The 23,629-nt window shown below is 62.8% G+C and carries 19 protein-coding genes and 1 pseudogene; 10 read left to right on the top strand and 10 right to left on the bottom strand.

Going from position 1 to position 23,629, the window contains the following annotated elements; all coding sequences use genetic code 11:
• Positions 1–163 precede the first annotated feature (163 nt).
• From AWB81_RS21640 to AWB81_RS21650, 3 genes are read left to right on the top strand one after another with little or no spacing between them, the layout of a single operon-like run.
• Complete coding sequence (locus tag AWB81_RS21640) at positions 164–1,450, top strand: MFS transporter (RefSeq protein ID WP_062638604.1); 1,287 nt, start codon at positions 164–166, stop codon at positions 1,448–1,450.
• 13 nt (positions 1,451–1,463) lie between these two features.
• Entirely contained in the window at positions 1,464–2,246 is a 783-nt protein-coding gene (locus tag AWB81_RS21645) for an enoyl-CoA hydratase/isomerase family protein (protein WP_062638605.1), read from the top strand.
• 1 nt (position 2,247) lies between these two features.
• Positions 2,248–3,468, top strand: a complete 1,221-nt coding sequence (locus AWB81_RS21650; RefSeq protein ID WP_235025856.1) for a CaiB/BaiF CoA transferase family protein — start codon at positions 2,248–2,250, stop codon at positions 3,466–3,468.
• A 35-nt stretch (positions 3,469–3,503) separates the two neighbouring features.
• Here the strand turns inward: AWB81_RS21650 and AWB81_RS21655 are convergent, their stop codons facing one another.
• On the bottom strand, positions 3,504–4,196 hold the full coding sequence (locus AWB81_RS21655; RefSeq protein ID WP_062638606.1) for an NnrU family protein: 693 nt from the start codon (positions 4,194–4,196) through the stop codon (positions 3,504–3,506).
• Between the two features lie 12 nt (positions 4,197–4,208).
• A complete protein-coding gene (locus AWB81_RS21660) occupies positions 4,209–5,309 on the bottom strand; it encodes a carotenoid oxygenase family protein (protein WP_062638607.1) in 1,101 nt (366 codons plus the stop codon).
• 102 nt (positions 5,310–5,411) lie between these two features.
• Between AWB81_RS21660 and AWB81_RS21665 the strand changes: the two genes are divergently transcribed.
• Positions 5,412–5,999 carry a TetR/AcrR family transcriptional regulator gene (locus AWB81_RS21665; RefSeq protein ID WP_062638608.1) on the top strand — a complete coding sequence of 196 codons (588 nt, stop codon included), beginning with the start codon at positions 5,412–5,414 and terminating at the stop codon, positions 5,997–5,999.
• Between the two features lie 98 nt (positions 6,000–6,097).
• Here the strand turns inward: AWB81_RS21665 and AWB81_RS21670 are convergent, their stop codons facing one another.
• Positions 6,098–7,504, bottom strand: coding sequence for an aminotransferase-like domain-containing protein (locus AWB81_RS21670; protein ID WP_062638609.1), 1,407 nt, complete (start codon positions 7,502–7,504; stop codon positions 6,098–6,100).
• A gap of 298 nt (positions 7,505–7,802) precedes the next feature.
• Between AWB81_RS21670 and AWB81_RS21675 the strand changes: the two genes are divergently transcribed.
• The 4 genes from AWB81_RS21675 (at position 7,803) to aqpZ (ending at position 13,254) form a co-directional block, all read left to right on the top strand.
• Positions 7,803–9,251, top strand: a complete 1,449-nt coding sequence (locus AWB81_RS21675) for an amino acid permease (protein WP_062638610.1) — start codon at positions 7,803–7,805, stop codon at positions 9,249–9,251.
• On the top strand, positions 9,251–10,483 hold the full coding sequence (locus tag AWB81_RS21680; protein ID WP_062638611.1) for an NAD(P)/FAD-dependent oxidoreductase: 1,233 nt from the start codon (positions 9,251–9,253) through the stop codon (positions 10,481–10,483). The genes AWB81_RS21675 and AWB81_RS21680 overlap by 1 nt, the downstream gene beginning before the upstream one ends.
• A 99-nt stretch (positions 10,484–10,582) precedes the next feature.
• Positions 10,583–11,734, top strand: coding sequence for a branched-chain amino acid ABC transporter substrate-binding protein (locus AWB81_RS21685; protein ID WP_062638612.1), 1,152 nt, complete (start codon positions 10,583–10,585; stop codon positions 11,732–11,734).
• Between the two features lie 779 nt (positions 11,735–12,513).
• Positions 12,514–13,254, top strand: coding sequence for an aquaporin Z (gene aqpZ, locus AWB81_RS21690; RefSeq protein WP_062638613.1), 741 nt, complete (start codon positions 12,514–12,516; stop codon positions 13,252–13,254).
• A gap of 503 nt (positions 13,255–13,757) precedes the next feature.
• Here the strand turns inward: aqpZ and AWB81_RS21695 are convergent.
• Positions 13,758–15,170 carry a dihydrolipoyl dehydrogenase gene (locus AWB81_RS21695; protein WP_062638614.1) on the bottom strand — a complete coding sequence of 471 codons (1,413 nt, stop codon included), beginning with the start codon at positions 15,168–15,170 and terminating at the stop codon, positions 13,758–13,760.
• 305 nt (positions 15,171–15,475) lie between these two features.
• Positions 15,476–16,381, bottom strand: coding sequence for a LysR family transcriptional regulator (locus AWB81_RS21700; protein WP_062638615.1), 906 nt, complete (start codon positions 16,379–16,381; stop codon positions 15,476–15,478).
• Between the two features lie 121 nt (positions 16,382–16,502).
• Here AWB81_RS21700 and AWB81_RS21705 point away from each other — a divergent pair, with 121 nt between their 5' ends.
• Complete coding sequence (locus AWB81_RS21705; protein WP_062638616.1) at positions 16,503–17,285, top strand: glucose 1-dehydrogenase; 783 nt, start codon at positions 16,503–16,505, stop codon at positions 17,283–17,285.
• 280 nt (positions 17,286–17,565) lie between these two features.
• Here AWB81_RS21705 and AWB81_RS21710 read toward each other — a convergent pair whose 3' ends face one another.
• The 5 genes and pseudogenes from AWB81_RS21710 to AWB81_RS21730 form a co-directional block, all read right to left on the bottom strand.
• The gene (locus tag AWB81_RS21710; RefSeq protein ID WP_062638617.1) at positions 17,566–17,991 is read right to left on the bottom strand and encodes a cupin domain-containing protein; all 426 of its coding nucleotides are present in this window, start codon (positions 17,989–17,991) and stop codon (positions 17,566–17,568) included.
• Positions 17,992–18,066: 75 nt separating this feature from the next.
• A pseudogene (locus tag AWB81_RS21715) lies at positions 18,067–18,893 on the bottom strand (AraC family transcriptional regulator).
• A 316-nt stretch (positions 18,894–19,209) separates the two neighbouring features.
• Positions 19,210–20,088 (bottom strand): SHOCT domain-containing protein, encoded by an 879-nt coding sequence (locus AWB81_RS21720; protein WP_062638618.1) that lies wholly within the window; start codon positions 20,086–20,088, stop codon positions 19,210–19,212.
• Between the two features lie 109 nt (positions 20,089–20,197).
• Positions 20,198–21,142, bottom strand: a complete 945-nt coding sequence (locus AWB81_RS21725; protein WP_062638619.1) for an oxidoreductase — start codon at positions 21,140–21,142, stop codon at positions 20,198–20,200.
• Between the two features lie 105 nt (positions 21,143–21,247).
• Entirely contained in the window at positions 21,248–21,835 is a 588-nt protein-coding gene (locus AWB81_RS21730; RefSeq protein WP_062638620.1) for a MarR family winged helix-turn-helix transcriptional regulator, read from the bottom strand.
• Between the two features lie 238 nt (positions 21,836–22,073).
• On the opposite strand from AWB81_RS21730, the gene AWB81_RS21735 reads away from it, so the two are divergent.
• Positions 22,074–23,426: an MFS transporter gene (locus AWB81_RS21735; RefSeq protein WP_062638621.1), complete on the top strand. Its 1,353-nt coding sequence runs from the start codon at positions 22,074–22,076 to the stop codon at positions 23,424–23,426.
• Positions 23,427–23,629: the final 203 nt, after the last annotated feature.

Genomic DNA, 23,629 nt, shown 5'->3' on the forward strand with positions numbered 1-23,629 from the left:
AACCAGCAGCACAGGAGACAAGCGATGACACGACCGCGCAAACCCAGAATCCGCACCTTCGCACGCCGGATGCAGTGACCCGCAGCAGGTCAACACGAGCACGAAAGTCCGCTTCAGGCGCACGCACGCGCCCCGCGAATCACGCAGCCCCAAGGAGACAACGATGTTCCGTCGAGCCACGACGCGCGTTCTGTTGCTGCTATGCGCGATGTATTTCATCACGTATGTCGATCGAGTCAATGTCAGTACCGCCGCGAGCGCATTCGCCTCGGAACTGCACCTGTCGCACACGGAGATCGGCTTCGTGTTCTCCGCATTCGCCTATCCGTATCTCGTGTTCCAGATCATCGGCGGTTGGGTCGGCGACCGCTTCGGTCCGCATCGCACGCTCGCCGTCTGCGCGGTCATCTGGGCCGGCGCAACGGTCATGACGGGCATGGCGGGCGGCTTCGTCTCGCTGATCGTCGCGCGCCTGTTGCTCGGCCTCGGCGAAGGCGCGACGTTCCCGACTGCGACGCGCGCCATGTCCAACTGGGTTCCCGCCGACCAGCGTGGCTTTGCTCAGGGCACCACGCACGCAGCATCGCGCATCGGCAATGCCGTGGCGCCGCCGCTCATCGTCTGGCTGATGGTCGCGACGGGCTGGCGCGGCGCGTTCATCATCACGGGCATCGTGAGCTTCCTGTGGGCGGTGGCCTGGATCTGGTACTTCCGCGACAATCCGCGCGAGCATCCGCGCATCACCGAACCCGAATGCGCGACGCTTTCGAACTATTCCGGCATCAAGGAGCGGTTGCCGGTGCCGTGGCGCGCGTTGCTCGGCCGCATGGCGCCCGTCACCGCCGTGTACTTCTGCTATGGCTGGGTGCTGTGGCTCTTCCTCGGCTGGATACCGCAGTACTTCCTGCACAACTATCACATGCAGCTCGGCAAGTCGGCGCTCTTCGCCTCGGGCGTGTTCTTCGCGGGTGTGCTTGGCGACTGGCTCGGCGGCTCGGTTACCGACCGCATCCTGAGGAAGAGCGGAAACCTGCGGCTCGCTCGCAACGTGATGGTCGGCGTCTGTATGCTGCTCACGCTGCTCTCGCTCGCACCGATCATGCTCGTGTCCGACATCTCGATCACGATGGCGGCGCTGTGCCTGTCCGGCGGCTTCTTCTTCAACGAGATGACGATCGGACCGATGTGGGCCGTGCCAATGGACATCGCGCCGAAGCACGCGGGCACCGCGAGCGGCATCATGAACTCGGGCTCGGCGCTTGCAGCGATCATCAGCCCGGTGGTGGGGGGCTTCCTGATCGACCGTACCGGAAACTGGAACCTGCCGTTCACCGTCTCGATGGTGCTGATGGCGGCGGGCATCGTGCTCTCGTTCACGATGCGCCCGGATCGCGCGCTCGAAGTCGAGGGCGAAGAAGCGGCGGCCCGCGACGCGCGCAAGTTCGTTTGAAGGGAGAGCCAACGTGGCAGACGCATCCATCACCATAGAGCGCGAGGAGACCATCGCGACCGTCGTCATCGACCGGCCGGAGAAGCTGAACGCGATGACGAAGCCCTTGTGGCATGCACTCGGCGACGCCATCGAAACGCTTTCCGCCGACGAGTCGCTGCGTTGCATCGTGCTGCGCGGCGCGGGCGAGAGAGCGTTTTCACCGGGCAACGACATCGCCGAGTTTCGCACCGACCGCTCGAATGTCGAGCAGGCGCGTGCGTATGGCGCGATCATGCATCGCACGCTCTCCGCGCTGAAGGACTGCCGCCATCCGCTCGTCGCGATGATTCACGGCATTTGCGTGGGCGGCGGGCTGGAGATCGCGGCGATGTGCGATCTGCGTATCTGCGGCGAATCGAGCCGCTTCGGCGTGCCCATCAAGAACCTCGGACTCGTGATGGCGCATGCGGAAATCGAAGGCCTCGTGCGGCTCGCGGGACCAGCGGTCGCCCTGGAGATCCTGCTGGAGGGCCGCGTTTTCGATGCGCGCGAAGCGTTCGAGAAGCGGCTCGTCACGCGCATCGTACCCGACGACAAGGTCACCGCCGAGACCTATGAAACCGCGCGTCGCATCGCGGATGGCGCACCGCTCGTCGCGCGCTGGCACAAGCAGTGCGTCAGGCGCGTGATGGACCCTGCGCCGCTCTCGCCAGAGGAACGCGACGAAGGCTTCGCATGCTATGGCACGGAAGATTTCCGCACCGGCTATCAGGCTTTCCTCGACAAGGTGAAGCCGCAATTCAAGGGACGCTGACATGACCAGCAACGCACAAGGACCGCTCGCCGGCATGAAGGTCGTCGAGCTGGCGCACATCATGTCGGGGCCGATCTGCGGCATGATGCTCGCCGACATGGGCGCCGACGTCATCAAGGTCGAGAAGGTCCCCGGCGGCGACGACTGCCGCCGCTTTGCGCCGATCCTCGAAGGCGGCGAATCGGCGTCGTTTCTGATCGTCAATCGCAACAAGCGCGGCATCGCGCTCAATCTCAAGACCGAGGGCGGCCGCGAAGTGCTGCGCAAGATGCTCGCGACCGCGGACGTCGTCACCGAGAACTACCGTCGCGGCACGATGGAAAAGCTCGGCATGGGCTACGAGGCCCTTAAACGCGACAACCCCGGCCTCATCTATTGCGCGATCTCGGGCTTCGGGCGCAGCGGCCCGATGGCCGACAAGGGCGGCTTCGACCTGATCGCGCAGGGCATGAGCGGACTGATGAGCATGACGGGCGAGCCGGGCCAGGCGCCGATCAAGGCGGGCTCGCCCGTCACCGACATCAACGCGGGCATCCTCGCCGCGCTCGGGATCTGCGCGGCCTACGCGGGCAAGCAGAAGACCGGGCTCGGGCAGATGGTCGACACGTCGCTCTTCGAAGCAGGCCTCCAGCAGATGTACTGGGCGTTCGCCAATTACTTCGCAGATGGCACCGTGTTGCCGAAGGCCGGTTCCGCGAACCCGACGAGCGCGCCGTATCAGGCGTTTCGCACGCGCGACGGCTGGGTGAACATCGGCGCGGCGAACCAGAGCAACTACGAGCGGCTCGTCGGCGTCCTGGAGATTCCGGGGCTTGCCACGGACGAGCGCTTCCAGACCAACGCGGGCCGCCTGAAACATCGCGGCGCGCTCGTCGACATCCTGACGGCGCGGCTCGTCGAGCGGACGACGGATCAGTGGCTCGCGCTGTTCGATGCAATCGGTTTGCCTTCGGGGCCGGTGCTCGAAGTGCCGGAAGCGGCCGCGCACGAGCAGGCGGTTGCGCGCGGGATGATCGTCGAGACGGAGCATCCGCTCGCGGGCCGCATGCGCGGGATCGGACTGCCGATTCATTTCTCCGATGGCCGCGCGGAATCGTCGCGGCCCGCGCCGCTCCTGGGGCAGCACACGTCGGAAGTGCTCGCCGAGTACGGTTTCAGCGATGCGCGCATCCGGGCGCTGAAGGAAGAGGGCGCGATTCTTGAAACCGATGTGGGTGGGTGAGCGGGGGTGTTGCTGGCGCTCGGGAGCCCGCGCGACTACAGCCAGCGCCAGATCCCCGCGCCCCAACCGGCGAGCGGGAGATGGGCCCAACTTGCCGCGAGCCAGACCACGAGACCGCCCAGCAGCGTGTGCAAGCCGAACCCGCCGAACCGCGCACGGCCGGCAGCGATCGCCGCGAACGGCAGATAACTCGTCTTCGATTCCCATGCTGGCCAGAAATCGGGCTGGAGCCGCTCCTTCTTGCGGTCCTGCAGCGCGGCGCCGACCAGCGCGAGGATGACCATTGCCGTCGCGACGATGATGTTCTTGGCCACCGGGAACACTGCGATGTGACACAGCCCCCAAAGAGCGAACGACCACATCATCGGGTGACGCGTCACCGCGAACACGCCGAGTGCCGTTTCCGGGAACGAGCCCGGCCGCCCGCCGGTGGGAAGCGCCGGGTTTCGGATCAGCGAACCCATCAGGAGAATCGACGCGATCAACATGACCGCGGTCACCACCGCCCAGAGTCCATTTCCTACCGGCCATAGCGCTGCCGTCAGGGGGGCTTTTCGGTAAGCCAGGATCAGCCAGCCGAACGTCAAGATCGCGACCAGTGAATAGAGCCCCTGAAAGGCCCTGTCGCCGATTGCGCGGACCAGGCGACTGCGCAGCGGATGGGACAAGAGAAAGTGGCTGCCCACGAAGGCGACTGCCGCCGCTACAACTGCACTGATGCTTCCCATTTAGCTGGCTCCTCAAGATGCGTCAGGTGCTTCACGGGACAGATGCGTATCCGCCGCCCAGCCCCCGTGGAAACCGAAAGGCACGCGCACCGGCAAATGGATGGTCGCAATGGGTTCGCCGGCGAAGTCCTGTGCATCGAGAATGACCACGTCGCTCAGGTTGCGATTGCCATCGTAGACGTAGGACATGATCCAGCCGTCGTCCTCCTGCACGGCGCCCGGGCGTCGCACGAACACCGGCTCGAGAGTCATCCGGCCGGGGCCGAAGTCATGCACCTCGGATGTTCCGTTGACGAAGTGGAAGACGAAACAGCGAGGCGCTGAAAACCATTGAAGACGCGAGACGTCGCCGTTGCGTGGCAACAGACCGATTCTGGATTCGCGACTTTCATCCCAGAGCCACGGGAAAGCGGTTCGCGCGGTCTGCGGCTGAAAGGTCACAGGCAGGTCGGGCACGACGATGAAGGATGCCGTGAACGCAACGTCGTGGATCAGCGGGATATGGGGCAGGTCGATGCGGGCTTTGGTGGTAGCGCGACCATCCCGGCCGACCGAAACATACCTGACCGGTTCTCCGGGTTCGTAGGTCAGGGCGTGTTGTTCGCCGGTGACGGGGTCGAACTTGGGATGCCCGGTGAAGCCGGTCTCCAGCGTCCCGTCGAAGTCAGAGCGCGCGACACTCTCCAGTTCGTAGTCGAGCTCGACCGGCAAGCTGCCAGCCTCGACGATTGCATAAACCTTGTCCCCGACCCGGGTGAAGTTGGTGTTCACTGGCCCGTCGCGGCGCTGCGGCGCCGGGCCCGGTATCGGCTCGCGACCCATGGCCGTAGACGCAGCGGCATCCTTCACGAAGCGACTCCGAAACCATTCGGCCTTGCCGTCGCGAAGCCGCAGGCCATGCGCCATGCCTGTCGCTGCGAACCAGTGGTAGCTCGCCGCATCGGGCGGTGTCGCCGGATTGGGGCCGATCCGAAGGAAGCGACCGGCAAGCTCTGCCGGGATGCTTCCAGTCACCTTCAGGTCAAAAGCCGTGGTTTCGACCTCGACTGGCGCGAAATTAGCAGTCAGGTAAGGGCTTCCCGATGTGAAGTCGTGGGCAGGTTCGCGGTTCATTGGGTTGGTCACTCGTAATGTGATGAGGTATCATTTTGCTGGCCTCCAGACCTCGAGTCAAGAAAAAGTTATTACCTATCACATTCGCTTCGACACACCACGATGAGCAAAGACACCGCGACAAAGACACCCGCGAAGCGCGAGCGGGCCCGAAAGACCTATCACCATGGAGATCTGCGTCGTGCATTGCTCGACGCGGCACGCGAAGAGGTCGCGACCAACGGCGCCCAGAGCCTGACGCTCGCTTCCCTTGCACGGCGTGCCGGCGTCGCCCAGTCGGCGCCTTACCGCCACTTCGTGGACCGGGATGACCTGTTGATTGCGGTAGCGGTGGAGGGATTTCAGGAGCTTTCGGCGGAACTGCGCAGGGCGGCGGAATCTGGAGGCGACGATAGTCGCGTCAGGTGCATGGCAGTCGCCTACCTCAAGTTCGGCGAGCGGAATGTGGAACGTTATCGATTGATGTTCGCTTCGCGTCTGGTTCCCGACGCTCCGCCAGATAGCCCGCTAGGCAGCGCGGCGGAGGAAAGCTACCAACTGCTCCTGGCGGGCGTCTCGCGGCGTGGTAGTAGGGAGCCTGTCGGGTCCGCAACGGCAGTGTGGGCCCAGTTGCACGGATTGGTGATGCTAAAGGCGGACGGTTTCGTTCCTGAATCACTTGAGACATTGCTGCCGGAGCTTGCTCTTTGAGATTCCCTGAAATCGCTCAAGCCACATGAGGGACCGCAGCCGTTCCGTCTTCAGATATTGAATTGATGTGAACGCCTCCGACCAACGAGCCGCGCGTATCAGATTCGCCCATATAGCGCACGCGGACGGTCCTTGAGCGTGCTTGCCAGGAGCCGTAGCCCGCTCACAAGTTGCTCACGGCTGCTTGCGCATGCAAGGTTGATCCGCACGCCGTGCTCGATTTCCGAACGATCCACCGCAAACGCAGACGACGGCATGACGACGACGCCGCGCGCTTTGGCGTTCGCGGCGAAATCGTCGGCGCGCCACGGCAGCGGCAGCTTGAGCCAGACAAACATGCACGCCGGGTCCGCCTGCAGCAGTTCCTGCGGCAACAGTTCGCGCGCCAGATCCTGGCGCGCGCGAATTTCCGCGAGTTGGGCATCCATGATGTGCTGCGCGGTGCCGTCCTCAATCCAGATCGACGCGATCAGCATCGACATCGGCGCGGGCATCCATGCGGTGGTGCGCACGGCCTCCGCACAGAGCGCCGAATTGTCCGGCGGGCTCAGCAGATAACCGAGCCGCAAGCCAGGCGCGAGCACCTTCGATGTCGCGGCGATATGGAACGTCAGTTCGGGACACAGGCTCGCGATGGTCGGCAGGCGCTGCGAAACCAGCGGACCGTAGACATCGTCCTCGATGATCGCCACGCCGTGCCGTCGCGCGATATCGACGAGGGCCATGCGGCGTTCGAGGCTCATCGTCGTGACCGTCGGATTCTGCAGGTTCGGCACGGTGAAGATCGCCTTCACCGGCATGCGACGGCAGACCCGTTCCACTTCATCGGTCAGGAGACCGTCGCGGTCGCTCGGGATGCCGACGATCTCGAACTGGAATACCGGCGCGAGCGCTTTCAGGCCGTAGTAGGTGAGCTGGTCGGCGAGGATCACGCCGTCCGTTCCGATCAGGCTGTTCAGCACCGCATACAGGCCGTGCTGCGCCCCGCTGGTGACCACTACGTGCTCCGTTGCCGGCGAGAAACCGGGCGCCGCCATCCATCGCGCACCGGCGGCCCGCGCCCACGACGGCCCCTGCGGCGGCTGGTATTCCTGCAACTGCGGATAACGGGGGTCGCGGGGCAACTCCGCGAGCGTTCGGGCGAGGCACGCAAGGAACTCGCCGGTGGCGGGCCGGTTGACGGTCAGGTCGATCGCGCCATTGCTTGCAGGCTGCTGTGCCTGCTCGACGCTCGGCATCGCGCCGCCGGTCACGAGCGAGCCGCGCCGCTTGCTCCCGATCACGAGCCCGCGCAACTGCAATTCCTTGTACGCACGCGACACGGTCGACACGTTGATGCCCAGTTCGCTCGCGAGCTGGCGCTGCGGCGGCAGCCGGCTGCCGGGCGGGTAGACGCCGCTGCGAATCTCGCTCTCGATCGAACTCGACACCTCGATGTACGTCGACCGCTTGGCCGTGGCCGGCGCGCCGTTGGCGCTGCGCGCCGGATCTTTGTTGGAAGCCATGGGCTGTCGTGTCTCCATACAAAACATGCTTTGTCCGCATCATGCGGAGGTTTTGCAGATTCTAACCTACATAAGACTCGCTGCAAGGCTCACAGATTGGGCAACCGGGTGTCCAATGCCGGCAAACAGCGTACCGGGCGCGGTCTAGGGAAAATGCTGAGGCCACACAATGTGGTTTTTAATTGCACACAAAAAAATATTGTGTGATTCTGATATCAGAGTTTGTCTGGTGTGCCTGAACCATCCGGTTCGAGTGTATGGCCGGACAGTGCCTGAAACCTTTCGCAGGAGCGTCCCGATGTCCGTTTCCGAATCGAATCAATCCGAAAACCCGCCGAAGCTCGGCTCCGCGCTGCGCCAGCGCCACGTAACGATGATCGCGCTCGGCGGCATCATCGGCGCAGGACTCTTCGTCGGCAGCAGCGCGACGCTCAACTCGGTCGGCCCGGCCGCGTGCGTGTCTTATCTCGTCGCGGGCATCGTCGTGCTGATGGTCATGCGCATGCTCGGCGAGATGGCGCTCGCGGTGCCGGGCGTCAGCTCCTTCACCGAATATGCGCGCATCGGCCTCGGCAACTGGGCGGGCTTCACGAGCGGCTGGCTCTACTGGTATTTCTGGGTGATCGTCGTGGCCGTCGAGGCCGTGGCCGGCGCGGCGATCCTTCAGCGCTGGATTCCGGCTCCGGTCTGGGTGATCGGGCTCGTGCTGCTGTCGGTCTTGACCGTGGTCAACCTGCTTTCCGTGAAGTCATACGGTGAATTCGAGTTCTGGTTCGCGTCGATCAAGGTCGCCGCGATCATCGTTTTCATCGCGATCGGCGCGTCGTACGTATTCGGCTTCGGCCATGCTGGCGATGCGGCAGCGAATCTCACGGCCCATCGCGGCTTCCTGCCGTTCGGCGCGATGTCCGTGTTCGCCGCCGTGCCGACGGTCATCTTCGCGGTCGGCGGCGCGGAAATCGCGACCATCGCCGCCGCCGAGTCGGACGATCCCGCCAAGAGCGTCGCCGCGATGACGCGCTCGGTGATCCTGCGCGTCATCACGTTTTACGTCGGCTCGATGTTCCTGATTGCCTGCATCGTGCCGTGGACGAGCATCGTCACCGGACATTCGCCGTTCGTCGCCGCGCTCGAAACAATGCGGATCCCCGGCGCAGCCGACATCATGAACGCGATCGTGCTGGTGGCCGTCCTGTCCGCGCTGAATTCGGGCCTGTATGTATCGTCGCGAATCCTGTTCCGGCTCGCCGAGCGCGGCGACGCGCCGAAATCGCTGCTGAACCTGACGCCCAATAAGGTGCCGCGGCTTGCGGTTCTGTTGAGCAGTGTCGTCGGCTATGTGGCGATCGTTGCGGCCATCGTGTCGCCGCAGGGCGTGTTCCTGTTCCTGGTGAACGCGTCCGGCGCCGTGATGCTGTTCGTGTATCTCGCTACCGCGCTGGCGCAGATTCGCATCCGCCGTCGCATCGAGCGCGACTCGCCGGAGCGTCTGACGCTGAAGATGTGGCTTTTTCCGTGGCTTTCGTATGCGGTGGTGGCGGCGATTATCGGCGTGCTGGCCGCGATGGGTGCCGATTCCGCGCTGCGCCCGCAACTGATGGCGAGCCTCGCGAGTCTGGCAGTGGCATCGGCGGCTTATCTGCTGGCGGCGAAGCGTCATCCGCGAGCCGGGACGAGCGGGTCGGAGGACACGGCCACCGGCTACCGCTCGCAGAGCGCGAAGCCAGCGCTCGGAGGGCGCCAGTGATGTCGAGCGTTGCCATTGTCGGAGCGGGATTCATCGGACTCGCGAGCGCCGCCTGGCTGATGCGCGACGGCCACCGCGTCACGATCTTCGATCCATCGGGCGTCGGGCAGGGCGCGTCGTTCGGCAACGCCGGAACCTTCGCGCACTACGCGTGCATTCCGGTGAACAACCCCTCGGTGTTTCGTGATTTGCCGCGCTTTCTGATGTCGAGCGACAGCCCGTTTCGATTGCGCTGGGGATATCTGCCGCATCTCGCGCCGTGGCTCGCGCGTTTCATGATGAGTTCGCTGCCGCGCCGCTATGAGGCGAGCGTCGGCGCATTGGCGGCGCTGCTCGAATGCGCGCAGGACGGCTACGCGCCGTTGCTCGCGGACGCTGAACTGGCGAGCTTCGTGCGCCTGCGCGAGTGCCTTTATCTCTATTCGAATGCGGCGTCTTTCGATGCCGCCCGGCCCGCGCTCGATCTGCGAAAGAAGTTCGGCGTCGCGTTCAACGTGCTCGGCGGCGACGACATCCGCGCGCTTGAACCGGCACTCGCGCCGATCTTCGCGCGCGGCGTGTTGTTCACCGATAGCTGGCATTTCTCGGACCCGCAAGGTTTCTTGCAGACGTTGTACCAACGGCTCACGGCTCAGGGGCTTTCGCTTGAACGCTCGAAGGTCAACGCCGTCCAGCCGTCCGCAGATGGCGCCACGCTGACCGTCGACGGCGCAGTCCGGCGCTTCGACCACGTCGTGATCGCGACGGGCGCCCGCTCCGCCGAATTCGCCGCACAGTGCGGCGACAAGGTGCCGCTCGATACCGAGCGCGGCTATCACGTTCGTTATCCCGGCGCGTCGCAACTGATCTCGCGGCCTGTCGGCTGGGCCGAACGCGGCTTCTACATGACGCCGATGGCAGACGGACTTCGCGTGGCCGGAACGGTCGAACTCGCCGGTTTCAGTGAGACGCGCAACCGTTCGCTCCTCGACCTGCTGACTTTTTCGTCGAAGCGCGCGCTGCCCGCGCTCGGCACACCGGACAGTGACTGCCTCGGCTTTCGTCCGACGCTGCCCGACGGCGTGCCGGTACTCGGCCATTCCAGTGCGAGCGAGCGGATCGTCTATGCGTTCGGACATCAGCATCTCGGATTGACGCTTGCTGGCGTGAGCGGCCGCATCGTCGCCGATCTGGTCGCGCGACGAACGCCTCCACTTGACCTGACGCGCTATGGCGCGGCGCGCTTTCGCTGAACAGCTTTTCGAATTAACCGAAACACCGGCCTCGACGCGTCGCGCATCGAATCAGCCGTACCTCAACACCGCGCGACTTCACTCATACAGGAGCGCATCATGAATCGCCGTCATTGGCTTTTGAGTCTGGCCGCATGTCTGGCGGTCGCGCCCATGCAGGCAACCTGGGCGGCCGATCCGGAAGTCGTCAAGATTGGCTTTGCCGGGCCGCTGACCGGTCCGGTCGCACGCGTCGGAAAGGATCTGCAGTACGGTGCGCAACTCGCGATAGACGAGGAGAACGCGAAGCACCCGACCGTCGGCGGCAAGCCGGTCAAATTCGAACTCGATGTGTACGACGATCAGGCCGATCCGCGCGTCGCGATCCAGGTCGCGCAGAAGATGGTCGATAGCGGTGTGGTGGGTGTGATCGGCCACTACAACTCGGGCTGCAGCATTCCGGCGTCGACGGTCTATCATCAGGCCAATGTGGCGATGATCACACCGGGGTCGACGAATCCCCAATTGACGAAGCAGGGCTTCAGAAACGTGTTCCGCACGATGGGGCATGACGGCGTGGGCGGGGTGGTGGCGGGACACTTCGTGGTCGAACAGATGAAGGCGAAGCGCATCGGCATCATCGATGACCGGACAGCCTTCGGGCAAGGCCTCGCGGACGCCTTCGAGAAAGGCGCGAAGGAAGCGAACGGCAACATCGTCGCGCGCGAGTTCACCAACGACAAGGCCGTCGATTTTCGCGCGATCCTGACCACGCTCAAGAGCAAGAACGTCGACCTGATCTTCTTCGGGGGGCTGGATGAGCAGGGCGCGATGCTCGTCAAGCAGATGCGCTCGCTCGGCATGCAGGCGCAACTCTTTGGCGCGGGCGCGTTGAAGAGCAACGCGTTCCTGCAGATCGCCGGCGCGGCAGGCAACGGCACGCAGGATCTGGAGCCGGGCCCGGCGCTCGACAAGCTGCCTGCCGCGCAGGAGTTCGGCAAGCGCTACAAGGTGCGCTTCAATCAGGACGTCGAGCTGTATGCGCCGTTCGCGTATGACGCCGTGCTGGCCATGATCAAGGCGATTCACGATGCGAATTCACTCGATCGCGCCAAGATCGTGGAGAGCCTGGCGAAGGTCAATGTGACGGGGGTGACGGGCAAGATCACGTTCGATCCGAACGGCGATCTGATCAAACCGCCCTATACGCTTTTCGAGGTCGAACAAGGGCAGTGGAAGAGTCTTCGGACCGTGGGCGGCAGCGGCGTATAGGCGGCAGGCGGCCGCGAAACGGCTGTTTCCAGGACTGGACGTGCAGCATGCCCCCGCGGGCGGAAGCTGCACGATCCAGTCTTTGCCTGATGCTCAATGGCGGTTATGCGAGAGAGAACAGAAGCTGCGCCTCATCAGGTGCCGAACGGTTTCCGTCGCAATCGTCAAGCCGTGATATTCGCGCAGCTTCTCGCATCACACTGAAGCGCGTGGCGAGCGATGCCGTAATCCAGATTGCAAAATCGCGGCTGCGTGATAATCGAAGGACTGGCAACATTCGCATCGCGCACATGATATCTGGCGCGTTATCGCGACAAAACCGAAGTACGTCCAATCGCCGTTTCTCACTATCTGGGCGCGGTGAGACGCACGTTTGCACAGATCGTGCTGGCGTAAGGTTGCGTGCAACTCGCTGTGTTCTTGCTTAATTCGGCCGTGTCGAAGTTCAGGTGATTGGCGTCCAGCGTATGGATCGATCACAACGTCGCTGAAATAAACTTTCGAACTTGATTAACCGAATCGATGATCTATAAAGAACAGGTCGACAAGCGCGAGTCATCCGCTTGCAGGATCAGTCTCCAGCGTGTTCGCTAACCAAACCCAGCGCCGCTTGTCGAACGAATCATCTCCCGCCGCTTTCCACCGTGTCAGTTGCATGTCATTGAGCGATCCGACACGCGAACAATAAGTCTTATCAAAGTCGAGCCGGTGCATCGCGTTTTCGAATGCGACATCACCTCTTCCAATGTAATTCTGATGTTTGCGAATCGGAGCGCAACATGCAAATGAAACAGCGTTTTCTCGCGGAAATGTTCGGTACTTTCTGGCTCGTTCTCGGAGGGTGCGGCAGCGCCGTACTCGCAGCGAAATTCCCTGAAACGGGGATAGGCTTTGCGGGTGTTTCGCTTGCCTTCGGCTTGACGGTCCTGACGATGGCCTACGCCCTCGGCCATATTTCCGGAGCGCACTTGAATCCCGCAGTGAGCGTCGGACTCGCCGTTGCAGGACGCCTTCCGATTCGTGATCTGGGTCCATATGTCGTCGCGCAAGTTGTCGGCGGCATACTCGGTGCGTTCGTGCTCTCTGTCATTGCAAATGGAGCGCCCGGCTTCGACGCGGCGGCAGGCGGCTTTGCAACAAACGGCTACGGCGCGTATTCGCCCGGACATTATTCATTGCTGGCGTGCCTTGCATGCGAAGTGGTGATGACGTTCTTCTTCGTAATCGTCATTCTCGGCGCGACAGACGGGCGAGCAATCTCGGGGTTCGCGCCGCTCGCGATCGGCCTTTGCCTGACCTTGATTCACCTCATCTCGATTCCGGTCACGAATACGTCTGTGAATCCCGCACGTTCAACGGGGCCCGCAGTGATCGTCGGCGGGGCGGCGCTGTCGCAGCTCTGGCTTTTCTGGGTCGCGCCCCTTATCGGAGCCTGCATTGCAGGCTTCCTCTACCCGAGGATATTTCCGGAGACGAACGTGGCGGTCGCGCCCGGACCACTGGCGATCGATGCACCTTGATAATCGCTATCCGGCGCCATTCGACCTATGGCTTGAATGCTTGAGCGACTCAAGGACGTACGGGGACACAAAGGAATGGAACCGTAGCGCTCGGCCACCTCGGCTGGGCGAGTGGCGGGTTCAACTCGGAAGCGACGATAACCGCGCCGCTAGCGCGGCAGGCATGAACGAACGCTTCGCCCAGTGGAACGATTACTCGATAATCGCTTCGATCAAGCGGGGGCCGCGTTGCGCCATCTGAACTTGCACTCGTCCGGCGTTCCGGCAGCTACGTGAGTCGAAGCTGTCAGGCCTGGATCATGATCGCGTCAACAGCGTTAGGCTTCGATGTCGGCCCAGGCTTCATGAAGCAGCCCGAGTCAACCTGACTTGTGAATGGGCGTTTGTGGAAGAGCGTTTAATACATGTTGCCGTTGAAGGACGATGGAAGAGCCTCCCTGTTCTGCATCAACCTGCCTCTGTGGGAGAGTAGGCCAGTGGCTCGCCCACGGGGATGGCCACGGTCACTCCTCATCCTTCTGCAATTGGGCCGCGGCATGACGCAATGCAGTACGCAATCCTTCTTCGACGACGGGGTGATAGAACGGCATCGCCAGCATTGCATCGACAGTGAGGTGCATCTGCAGCGCCCAGGAAAGCAGATGCGCAATATGTTCGGCGTCCGGCCCGATCCATTCCGCTCCCGCGAAGCGGCGCGTCGCCTTGTCCACGTACACGTGCATCAGTCCGCGATTGCGCAACATCACGCGGCTGCGGCCCTGGTCTTCGAAGCTCACTTCGCCCGTCACGAACGAATCGGCGGCGAGATCGGCGTAACGCGTGCCGACCATCGCGATGCCAGGCTCCGAGAACACCACAGAGATCGGCGCGCGGCGCACGAGCGGCTTCACGAGCGGATTCGCGTCACGATACTGCGCTGCGTTTTCACCCGCGGCACGGCCTTCGTCGGCGGCTTCGTGCAGGAGTGGCAGCACGTTGTTCGCGTCGCCGGCAATGAACACCGGATGCCTGGGGGCTTGCAACGTCACGGGATCGAAGATGGGCACGCCGCGCGCATCGAGTTCGAGCGTCGTGTTGTGCAGGGCAAGCTTGTCGACATTGGGCCGACGGCCCGCCGTGATCAACACGTAGTCGAACGTGTCTTCACGCAGTTCGCCCTCGCTGTCGCGATAGCGCAGATGCACGCTGTCGCCTTCGCGCGTGGCCGCTTCCACTTGGGCATGCGGCTCGAAATGGAACGATTCGCTGAACACCTGCTGCGCGTAGCGCCTGATCGCCGGGTCGCTCAACGGACCGACACGGCCGCGCGCGCCGAGCATCGTCACGTCGACGCCGAGCCACGCGAGCGCCTGGCCCAACTCCAGCCCGATGACGCCCGCGCCGACCACGGCCACCTTGCGCGGCAGATCGTCCCACGCGAACACGTCGTCGTTGACGATCGCGCGGTCGCCGAGCGCACGGTACATCGCCGGCACGTACGGCGACGAGCCTGTCGCGATGACGATGCTTTTCGCGTGCACGCGGGTGTGGTCGCCGACCTGAAGCACATTGTCGTCGATGAAGTGCGCATAGCCGATCAGCCGCTCCTCAGCGGGAATGTTTCCCGTCGCCTCGACGACGAAACCCACGAAGCGGTCGCGTTCGCCTTTGACACGCGCCATCACTTCGCGTCCGTCGATCCGCACGGCGCCGTCGACGTGCACGCCGAACGGCGCCGTGCTGCGCGCTGCATGCGCTGCTTCGGCGGCGGCAATCAGCAGCTTCGACGGCATACAGCCGACGCGTGCACACGTCGTTCCGTAAGCGCCTCCTTCGATCAGCACGACACTCGCTCCTGCTGCTTTCGCAGCGCGAAGAGCGGGCAGACCGGCGCTGCCGGCGCCAATTACAGCCACATCGATATGAAGCGTCTTCATGATGTCTCTCGTTCGGACGGGCGAGTGGTGAAGGTTAGCGGTTTGTGCCGCTCACCGTTGCCGTCCAGTAGGATTGGGTTGCACTGCACAGTTCCCACTGTACGGTTCGGCGTCCGTCGTGCTAATCCTCGAACGATTCAAAAACATGCTCATTCGGCTCAAACGAATCTGCTCAGATTTTCGGTAGCTGGGGAAGGGGGAGCGGGCGCGTCGCAGGCGGTAAGAGATGCATGCGGAAGGACGAACAAGGGTGCAGTCGGATGCAGTTCATCCATCAATTGCCCAGCGTCGGGTCCAGCACGACTCTAGGAACCCAGCGAAGCGAAGAGCGCTTTAACCCAATCGACGAATACCAGCACTTTCGTGCTGAATCGACGGCTCGGCGGATACGCGACATAAACGTCGAGCGGCTCGGGATTCCACTCGGTGAGGATGGAAACGAGTTCGCCGCGCGCGATCGCCGGGAGCCCCATGAATTCGAGTGTCTGGATGATGCCGAGACCTGCAGTCGCAGTCGCAAGATGCGCGTTGCTTTCGCTGACCAGGACGTCGTTGCGCACACCGTCCAGGGTGACCCGTTCGGCACCGCATGCGAATCTAAGCGGGTGGACAGCACCACTGCTTGCCGAAAAGTACCCGACCACCGAATGGCCGTCATCGACGATCTGCCGTGGATGAGACGGCGTGCCGTGCGTCGCGAGATAAGAGGGACTGGCGACGGTCGCCCAGCGCAGTGTGCCCACGCGCTGTGTAACGAGCGCCGGGTCGTTCGCCGTGCTGCGGACGGCGCAGTCGATATTTTCGGCAATCAGATCGGCCGTTCGATCCGTCACACTCAACAGGAGCTGGATGTCGGGATACGTCGCACGAAACGACGGAAGTGCCGGTATCAGAATGTTGCTCGCCACCGACCCGCCGGTGTCGATCCTGAGTGCGCCTCGCGGACTGCCATGCGCACGGCCTAATGTCGCTTCGACATCGTCCAGTTCGCTCAGCAGGAAGCGCGTACGCTCGTAATACGCGGCGCCGTCGGTTGTAACCGTCACGCGTCGCGTGCTTCGTTCGAGAAGCTTCACGCCGAGATGAGCTTCGAGCGAGCGGACCCATTTGCTGACCGTCGTGTTCGGCATGTCGAGCGAAAGCGCGGCCCGGGTGAAACTGCCCGTTTCCACCACGCGCGCAAAAATCCGAATGGCTTGCAAATGATCCATCGGGCGGTTTCCTTCCTTGATTGTGCACATCGGTGCATAAAGAACGTAAAGAATACGTCTTTATAGAACAGGATGGGGGAATAAGCTTGTGCTCACCTTCACACCGCATAAGGAGCACGCAATGAATGCATTCGCTACCCGTCATATCGACGCAAGCCGTCACGCCGGCAAAATCGTTCTGGTCACCGGCGGCAGTTCCGGCATCGGCCTTGCCGCCGCCGAGCGCTTCGCGCGCGAAGGCGCAACCGTCTATATTTCCGGCCGGCGTCAGGCCGAACTCGATGCCGCAGTCCAAAGCATCGGCCATGGCGCAATCGGCATACGCGCTGACGTCTCATCGGCGGAAGACCTGCAGCGAATGTTCCTGACGGTGTCCGAGGCGCACGGGCATCTCGACATTCTGTTTGCCAACGCCGGCGGCGGCGAATTCTCGCCGCTCGGTCAGATTACCGAGGCCCAGTTCGACAAGTACTTTGGCATCAACGTCAAAGGGACGTTGTTCACCGTCCAGAATGCGCTGCCTTTGATGCGGCCCGGCAGCGCCATCGTGATCACCGGTTCGATCGCGTCGATCCAGGGCATGCCCGCCTTTGGCGTCTACGCCGCGACGAAGGCGGCTCTGCGCTCGTTCGCGCGAACTTGGGCCACCGATCTCAAGGGCCGCGACATCCGTGTCAACGTGGTCTCGCCCGGTGTGGTGGTTACCCCCGCCTACAAGACGGAACTCAAACTCACCGATGAGCAGATTGACGCCTACCGCCGGGAGGTAAGCGCAACGACGCCGCTAGGCCGGGTCGGTGAAGCCGATGAGATCGCCAAGGCCGTATCGTTCCTCGCATCCGATGACGCGAGCTACATCACCGGAATCGAAATGTTCGTCGATGGAGGAAGAGCGCAAATTTGATTCGCCTGCCCGGTCCTGTGCCGCCCGCAGGGCTGAAGGATAGTTGCCTTGATCGCAGCCCCCGTTGCCGTGACGCTCGGGCCGATGGCGGCGGCCAGTTCTTTCAAACTATCCGGACCGCCCCTGTTAGATAGCGTGACGGCCATGCCCTTGCGGTTTGCCGGGAGTCTCGCGTAGCAGATGCCTGCAATTTCGGCAGGGCGTGCAATGCGCTTGAGATGCGCATGCATACCCGGCACGCACATTATTTCGTCCAAGCTGTCGTGCAAACGAAAGCGCCTCAAATCCACTGGTCGTTCTCGACAGTACGCTCGCCCGTCGCTCCGTCGCCCGTGTTCACCACACCTCGTGGCTCGATCAGCAGCAGCTTGACTTCTGCGTTTGCACAGGGCTTATGTTCGACGCCCTTCGGCACCACCGCCATCTGCCCTGCACACAGCACGATCGAACCGCCGCCCGTAGGTCCCGCCCGAAAATCGATACGCAACTCGCCTTCGAGAACGATGAACGTTTCATCGGTTTCGGCGTGCCGGTGCCACTGGAACTCGCCTTCGACCTTCACGACCTTGAACTGATAGTCGTTCATTTCAGCGACGACGCGCGGTTGCCAGTGACCGTCGATCTGCGCGATCTTGCCGGCAAGGTCGATGGTCTGGCACTGGCCGCGATCGGCCGGCACGGTGATGCAGTTCGAGGATTGGGACATCGTTCTCTCCGCTCAAAGGTTGATGCGTCGAGGATACTCATGCTTCTTGCGGCCGTATTGAACGATTGTGGGTATTCAGCCGTGCTGGGTGCCGCCCGCAATCTGAAGCCAGCGTCCCGGCGTCAGTCCAAATGTCTTCGCGAAGTGCCGCGTCATGTGGCTCTGATCAGCGAAACCCGCTGCCGCAGCAGCGTAAGCGAGCGAGGTGCCAGCGAGCAGCATGTGACGCACCGCATCGAGGCGCCGCATCGTCAGATAACGGTACGGGCTCGTGCCGTAAACGTGCGAAAGTCGTGCGACAGGCTCCAGCGATCGCGGCCCGTCGCCGCTTCAAGTTCGTCGAGCGTGACGACGCGCGCGCAGTTCGCGTGCAGATAGTCGCGTGCGCGTCGCGCCGCGAAGAAGTCACCTTTGGAGCGTCGCGCTGGCGTGCCGGCGACGGCGGCAAGCGCATTCGCCAGTTCGGCCAGCGCATCGCTCTGTTCGAGCGGCTCGAGCGTACAGCCGACATGCTGCAGCAACGTCGCAGTTGCCGCCGCAAGGCGCGGATCGGTCGTCACGCCTCCTTCGAGGAACGGCAGCGCGCGTCCGCCGAGAACCTCCTGAAAGAGCACGGGTTCGACGTAGATCATCCGGTACTGGAACCCTTCGTCGGTGCCCGCCTGGCCATCGTGAGCCTCGTCGGGATGCAGCACGATCGTGTTGCCGGGGAGGCTGTTTCGCTGGCTGCGCCGATAGCTGAAACTCTGGACGCCTGCGAGCGTGCGGCCAATCGCATAGGTGTCGTGGCGATGCATGGCATACGCCTTGCCGCGAAACCACGCTTCGATGCGCTCGACGCCTTCTATCGGCTTGGCACGACGCACCCAGTCGGGGCATGAGAGCGGTGCTTGTCGGTTCATGATGTATGGCCTTGGATAGCCTGAAGTGTCGCGCTGCGGCACGGACACTCAGGTGCGGTACCGTGCACAGCCACCCCTGAATTGTCGCACGGGACGTGCCGATACGCGACGAAGCGCCACGGTCGTCGTGCTCGCTAGAAACATGATTGTCCGCGGGGTACGCTTTTTTGCGGAGGAGGCGGGCGCAGTCCTGAATGTCGGCTTTAAGGAAATTTCAATGGCCGTTTAGAGTCCGCTTCCAGACTAAAGGAAACGAGCCGCATCGCTTGTTATTTAGCCGCCGGGTGATGTGCCAGTGTGCGCGATGACGGAACGCTCACAAACGGCTCAGGAGCTCCGCCTTCTTGGCGGCGAACTCCTCATCGCTGAGAATCCCCTTCGCGTGCAGTTGGGCGAGCTTCTCGATGGTGGCGAACACGTCCGCCTCTCGGGCGTCTGACTGAATGCCGACGGGCTGCTCCTGCTGCGGCGACGACGCCGGCTGCGGAACCCCGTCGACCGAGACAATCGGGAGGCCGGCGACAGCAACCAAGCCATGCTGGCTCCCGAATGTGAGGGAGGCGCCGCGGGACTGTTGCTGCGAGAAGCCGTTGATCTGATGATCAAGCGTATCGTAGACGGTCACCTTGCCGTTCACTTCGATCGCCAGGCGCCGGGGCTGTACGAAGAAGGCATAGCGGACGTCGTTCTGCGCTCCGGTGCTGTTGGGCCGCCCCAGGTCGGCGGGCCACCAGTCGCCAGAAATGCCGGGGGCGGCCTCTACAAACAGACTCACCGGTCCGACCGGTCCGACCGGTCCGGCTTCGGTCTGCTGCTGGTTGCTTCCACCGTGACCAGCGCTCGGCTGGTATCGCTGGCCGCCGCTGTCGTTGCCCTGCTGCTGAGTGCCTCGACTCTGCGACTGGAAGCTTCCGCTGTGAATAAGGTCGGGCTGGGTTGCGACAAGGCGGGAAAGCTCGGAACAGAGCCCATGGACCCGGTCTTTCAGATAGTTGTCGAACATGTCGGAAACCATGGTCATTCCCCCCTGCATCCATTGGCCAGAGCCGCCAAATTCGGAGTGGTTGAACTGGGCCATACTCCCATTACCGCGAATCACAGACTCCAGCATGCTCATCACGGCATCCGTGCTGAGCCCATGTCGCTGGGCTACTTCCTCGATCAATTGCTGGCCGGCGGGCGTGAGTTTTCGCATGATGATCCACGATGGTGTTTTCGACACTGGACCATATTAACCGCAGCGCCGCGCACGTTGCCTGAATTTCGCGATTCCTCACGTGTCGGTCGTTTCCTCCGCGCCAGCGCTATCCAAATGCCGTTCCGGTTAGCTCTTCACAGACCTGCCATAGACGCCTGGCATCGGCTTCGTTCCGTGCCTGAGACGCAACCTTTGCCGGTCCCACCCGTTCGCCGCGAGTCTCGAACAGGCCGAGCGGCCCGTAATAGCCACCGTCGACGACATCGGGAGCGGTCGCAGCATAGAGCGTCGGAAGCGCGCCGGTTAGATCGCTGTTGAACAGGGCGCCGATGAGGTTGCCCAGGACGGCTCGGGCTGCCCGGCTTGCGGCCGAATGACCCTTGCGGAACAGATTCGTATTCGCCACGCCGGGGTGCGCAGCAACCGACATCACGCGCGATTGGGACACGCGCAAGTGCCGATTAAGTTCAAACGCAAACATGAGGTTGGCCAGTTTCGACTGCCGATAAGAGGACATCGGCCCATAGTGGCGCACTGCCTGGAGGTCTTCGAAGTTCAGTCGACCCGTCTTGTGCGCGATCGAGGCAATCGTTACCACGCGCGGCCGCTCCGGCGAATTGGCTGCGGCTAATTCGAGCGCGGGAAGCAGCAGGGCGGTTAGCGCGAAATGCCCGAGCACGTTGGTGCCGAACTGAAGTTCGAAACCATCGGTCGTTTCGACGCGCCGGTGCGGGGCCATGACTCCAGCGTTGTTGACAAGAATATCGAGCGGTTGACGCAACGAAAGCTGACGGTCGGCAAAAGCGCGCACCGACTCGAGGCTAGCGAGATCAAGACGTTCAAGCTCCAGTCGCGCCCCTGGGATTTCCCTTTGCATGCGAGCGACCGCGTCTGCTCCGAGCCGCTCGTCGCGGCAGGCGAGAACGACCTCGGCGCCATGACGAGCCAAAATCGCGGCTGTGTGATAGCCGACGCCGCTGTTGGCGCCGGTGATGATGACGCGACGACCATCCTGAGGCGCGATGTCATCGAGGCTCCATTGCTTGGTCATGTGATTAGTCGGTGATGCGGGGAGGGCAACAGCCAGAAGCGTGCAAGAGCGCGGATAGCGGCACAAGGCCGGCGATATCGGTATCCGCAAAGCCGCATGTCGAAGTTAAATATCCTCGACCGTATCACCCCGCTCGGCGATGATCCTCCCCAACTCGCGCGTGGATCGCACGCGCCGCATCGGATTCGTGGACCCAGCTTCGTCCTCGGCCAGATTCTCGATGATCGCGAGCAGCACCTTGCGAGCGGTCTTGACGTCACGCTCGGTCAGTCCCGTCACACTGATCTCATTGACCTCCTCCGCGAGCGGCACGAGCTTGTCCTTCAACGCGCGGCCTTCGGCGGTGAGATACACGTGCATATTCTTCTTGTTCTCGGGCCGTTGCTGGCGCTCGACCAGTCCGAGCTTTTCCATCGCGGTGACCGCCGCGAACGTGGTGGGCGCCATGACGCCCGCCTGCTCGCTCAATTCCCGCTGCGTTAGACCGTCCGTTTCCCACAGGATGCGCAGAAACGTCCAATGCCCGAACGATACTTCGTGCTCTGCGAGCCGCATCTGCAACGCACGCACCATCGAGCGTGTGGCGTCCTTTACGAGGTGCGCCAGACGATCCTGCGGCACCGTGTCGTGCCAATGACGCAGCATTTCCGCCGTTTCGCGCGGCGCGCCGGCCGCAGTGGTCTTTCGTGTCATGACGGTCTAGTCCTGAAGCCAATATATAACCTGCCGACATGATAGCGGTTAGGCGCGCACCCATGCATCCAGCGGCAACCGAACCCCTCTCGGGGCAAACCCGAGCTTGTCCGGCGTCGCAGACATACCTACCATTATAGTTAGATATCGAATAAAAGAAGGCTCGGAACGCGCGATGACTAACTCTGCGCAAGTTCCGGGTCGTCCTCATGAGCAAGGAACGCAACGGAGATCATTGGTGGCCAAATCCACAGTCACGCAATTCGTGCTGGAATCGGACGCGACGTCGGCACGCGTCGAAGCGACATATCACAAGGTCACCTGGCGGCTGATGTCGTTCATCTTTGTCTGCTGGGTGCTGAATTACCTCGACCGGGTGAATGTCAGCTTCGCGCAGCTGCATTTAAAACAGGACCTGGGCCTCAGCGATGCCGCTTACGGGCTCGGCGTGAGCCTCTTTTTCATCGGCTATATCTCACTCGAAGTGCCGAGCACGTTGTGGCTCAAGAAGATCGGCGCGCGGCTCACAATTTCCCGCATCATGATCCTGTGGGGCGGCATCTCGACCGCGATGGCGTTCATGACCACGCCGACTCAGTTCTACGTCGCGCGCATTCTGCTCGGTGCGGCGGAAGCGGGCTTCTGGCCGGGCATCATCCTGTATCTCACGTACTGGTACCCGGGCGCCCGGCGTGCGCGGATCACATCGCGCTTCCTTCTCGCGATTGCTGCTGCTGGCATCATCGGCGGGCCGCTGTCCGGATGGATCCTGCACAACTTCGTCGACATCTATGGCTACAAGAACTGGCAATGGCTCTTCTTCCTCGAAGGCCTGCCGGCGCTCCTGATGGGCATCGTGGCATTCTTCTATCTCGTGGACAAACCGCAGGACGCGCGCTGGCTCGATGACGATCAGAAGAAGATCATCCTCGACGCGCTCGCCGCCGACCGCGCCGAAAAGAAGCCGTCGAAACACGGCAAGCATCAGTTGCTCGCGGCGCTGAAAGACCCGCGCGTCTACATTCTTGCGGCGGGCTGGGGCACGGTGCCGCTGTGCGGCACGATACTCAACTACTGGACGCCCACGATCATTCGTCAGGCAGGCGTCGCCGACGTGCTCAATGTCGGTCTGCTGTCCGCGCTGCCGTACATCATAGGTGCGCTCGGCATGTTCATCGTCGCGCGCAGTTCGGATGTGACGCTGGAGCGGAGGTGGCACTTCTTCGGATGCACGGCGATCGGTGGGCTGGGCGGCTTCCTGCTGCCGCTGGTTTCGGGTAGCACGGTGGCGTCGATTGTATGTCTCGGCATGATCTCGATCTCCTACTTCGGCGCGGCTGCAATCATCTGGTCGATCCCGCCCGCCTATCTCACCGACGAAGCGGCGGCTGCCGGCATCGGCGCGATTAGCAGCCTCGGCCAGGTGGGCGCGTTCTGCGGACCTATCGCGCTCGGCTGGATCAAGACGGTCACCGGCAGTCTTGCGATCGGGCTGTCCGCGATTGCGGCGCTCGTCGTGCTCGGCGGACTCGCCGTGCTGATCGGCGTGCCGGCCAACACGCTTCGCGAGCACGCGGAAAAAGCCTCCTGACATGTACTCTCGCAGCTTCGGCGGCGCCTTCGGGCGCCGTTTTTCATTGGGCGTCAGATTGATTTCAGGGAAAACCCGCTTGCGCTAGTTTGATTAGATATCTAATATAAACGCATGGATTGGCGCTGCTGGTTCGCGCCTCGCGGGACTAACAGAAGGCAGGGAGGGGGATGCAGATGAGCGAGTTGGCAGGCACGGACCAG

Origin of the sequence: Caballeronia arationis (genome assembly GCF_001544975.2) — a bacterium.
Taxonomy (GTDB): domain Bacteria; phylum Pseudomonadota; class Gammaproteobacteria; order Burkholderiales; family Burkholderiaceae; genus Caballeronia; species Caballeronia arationis.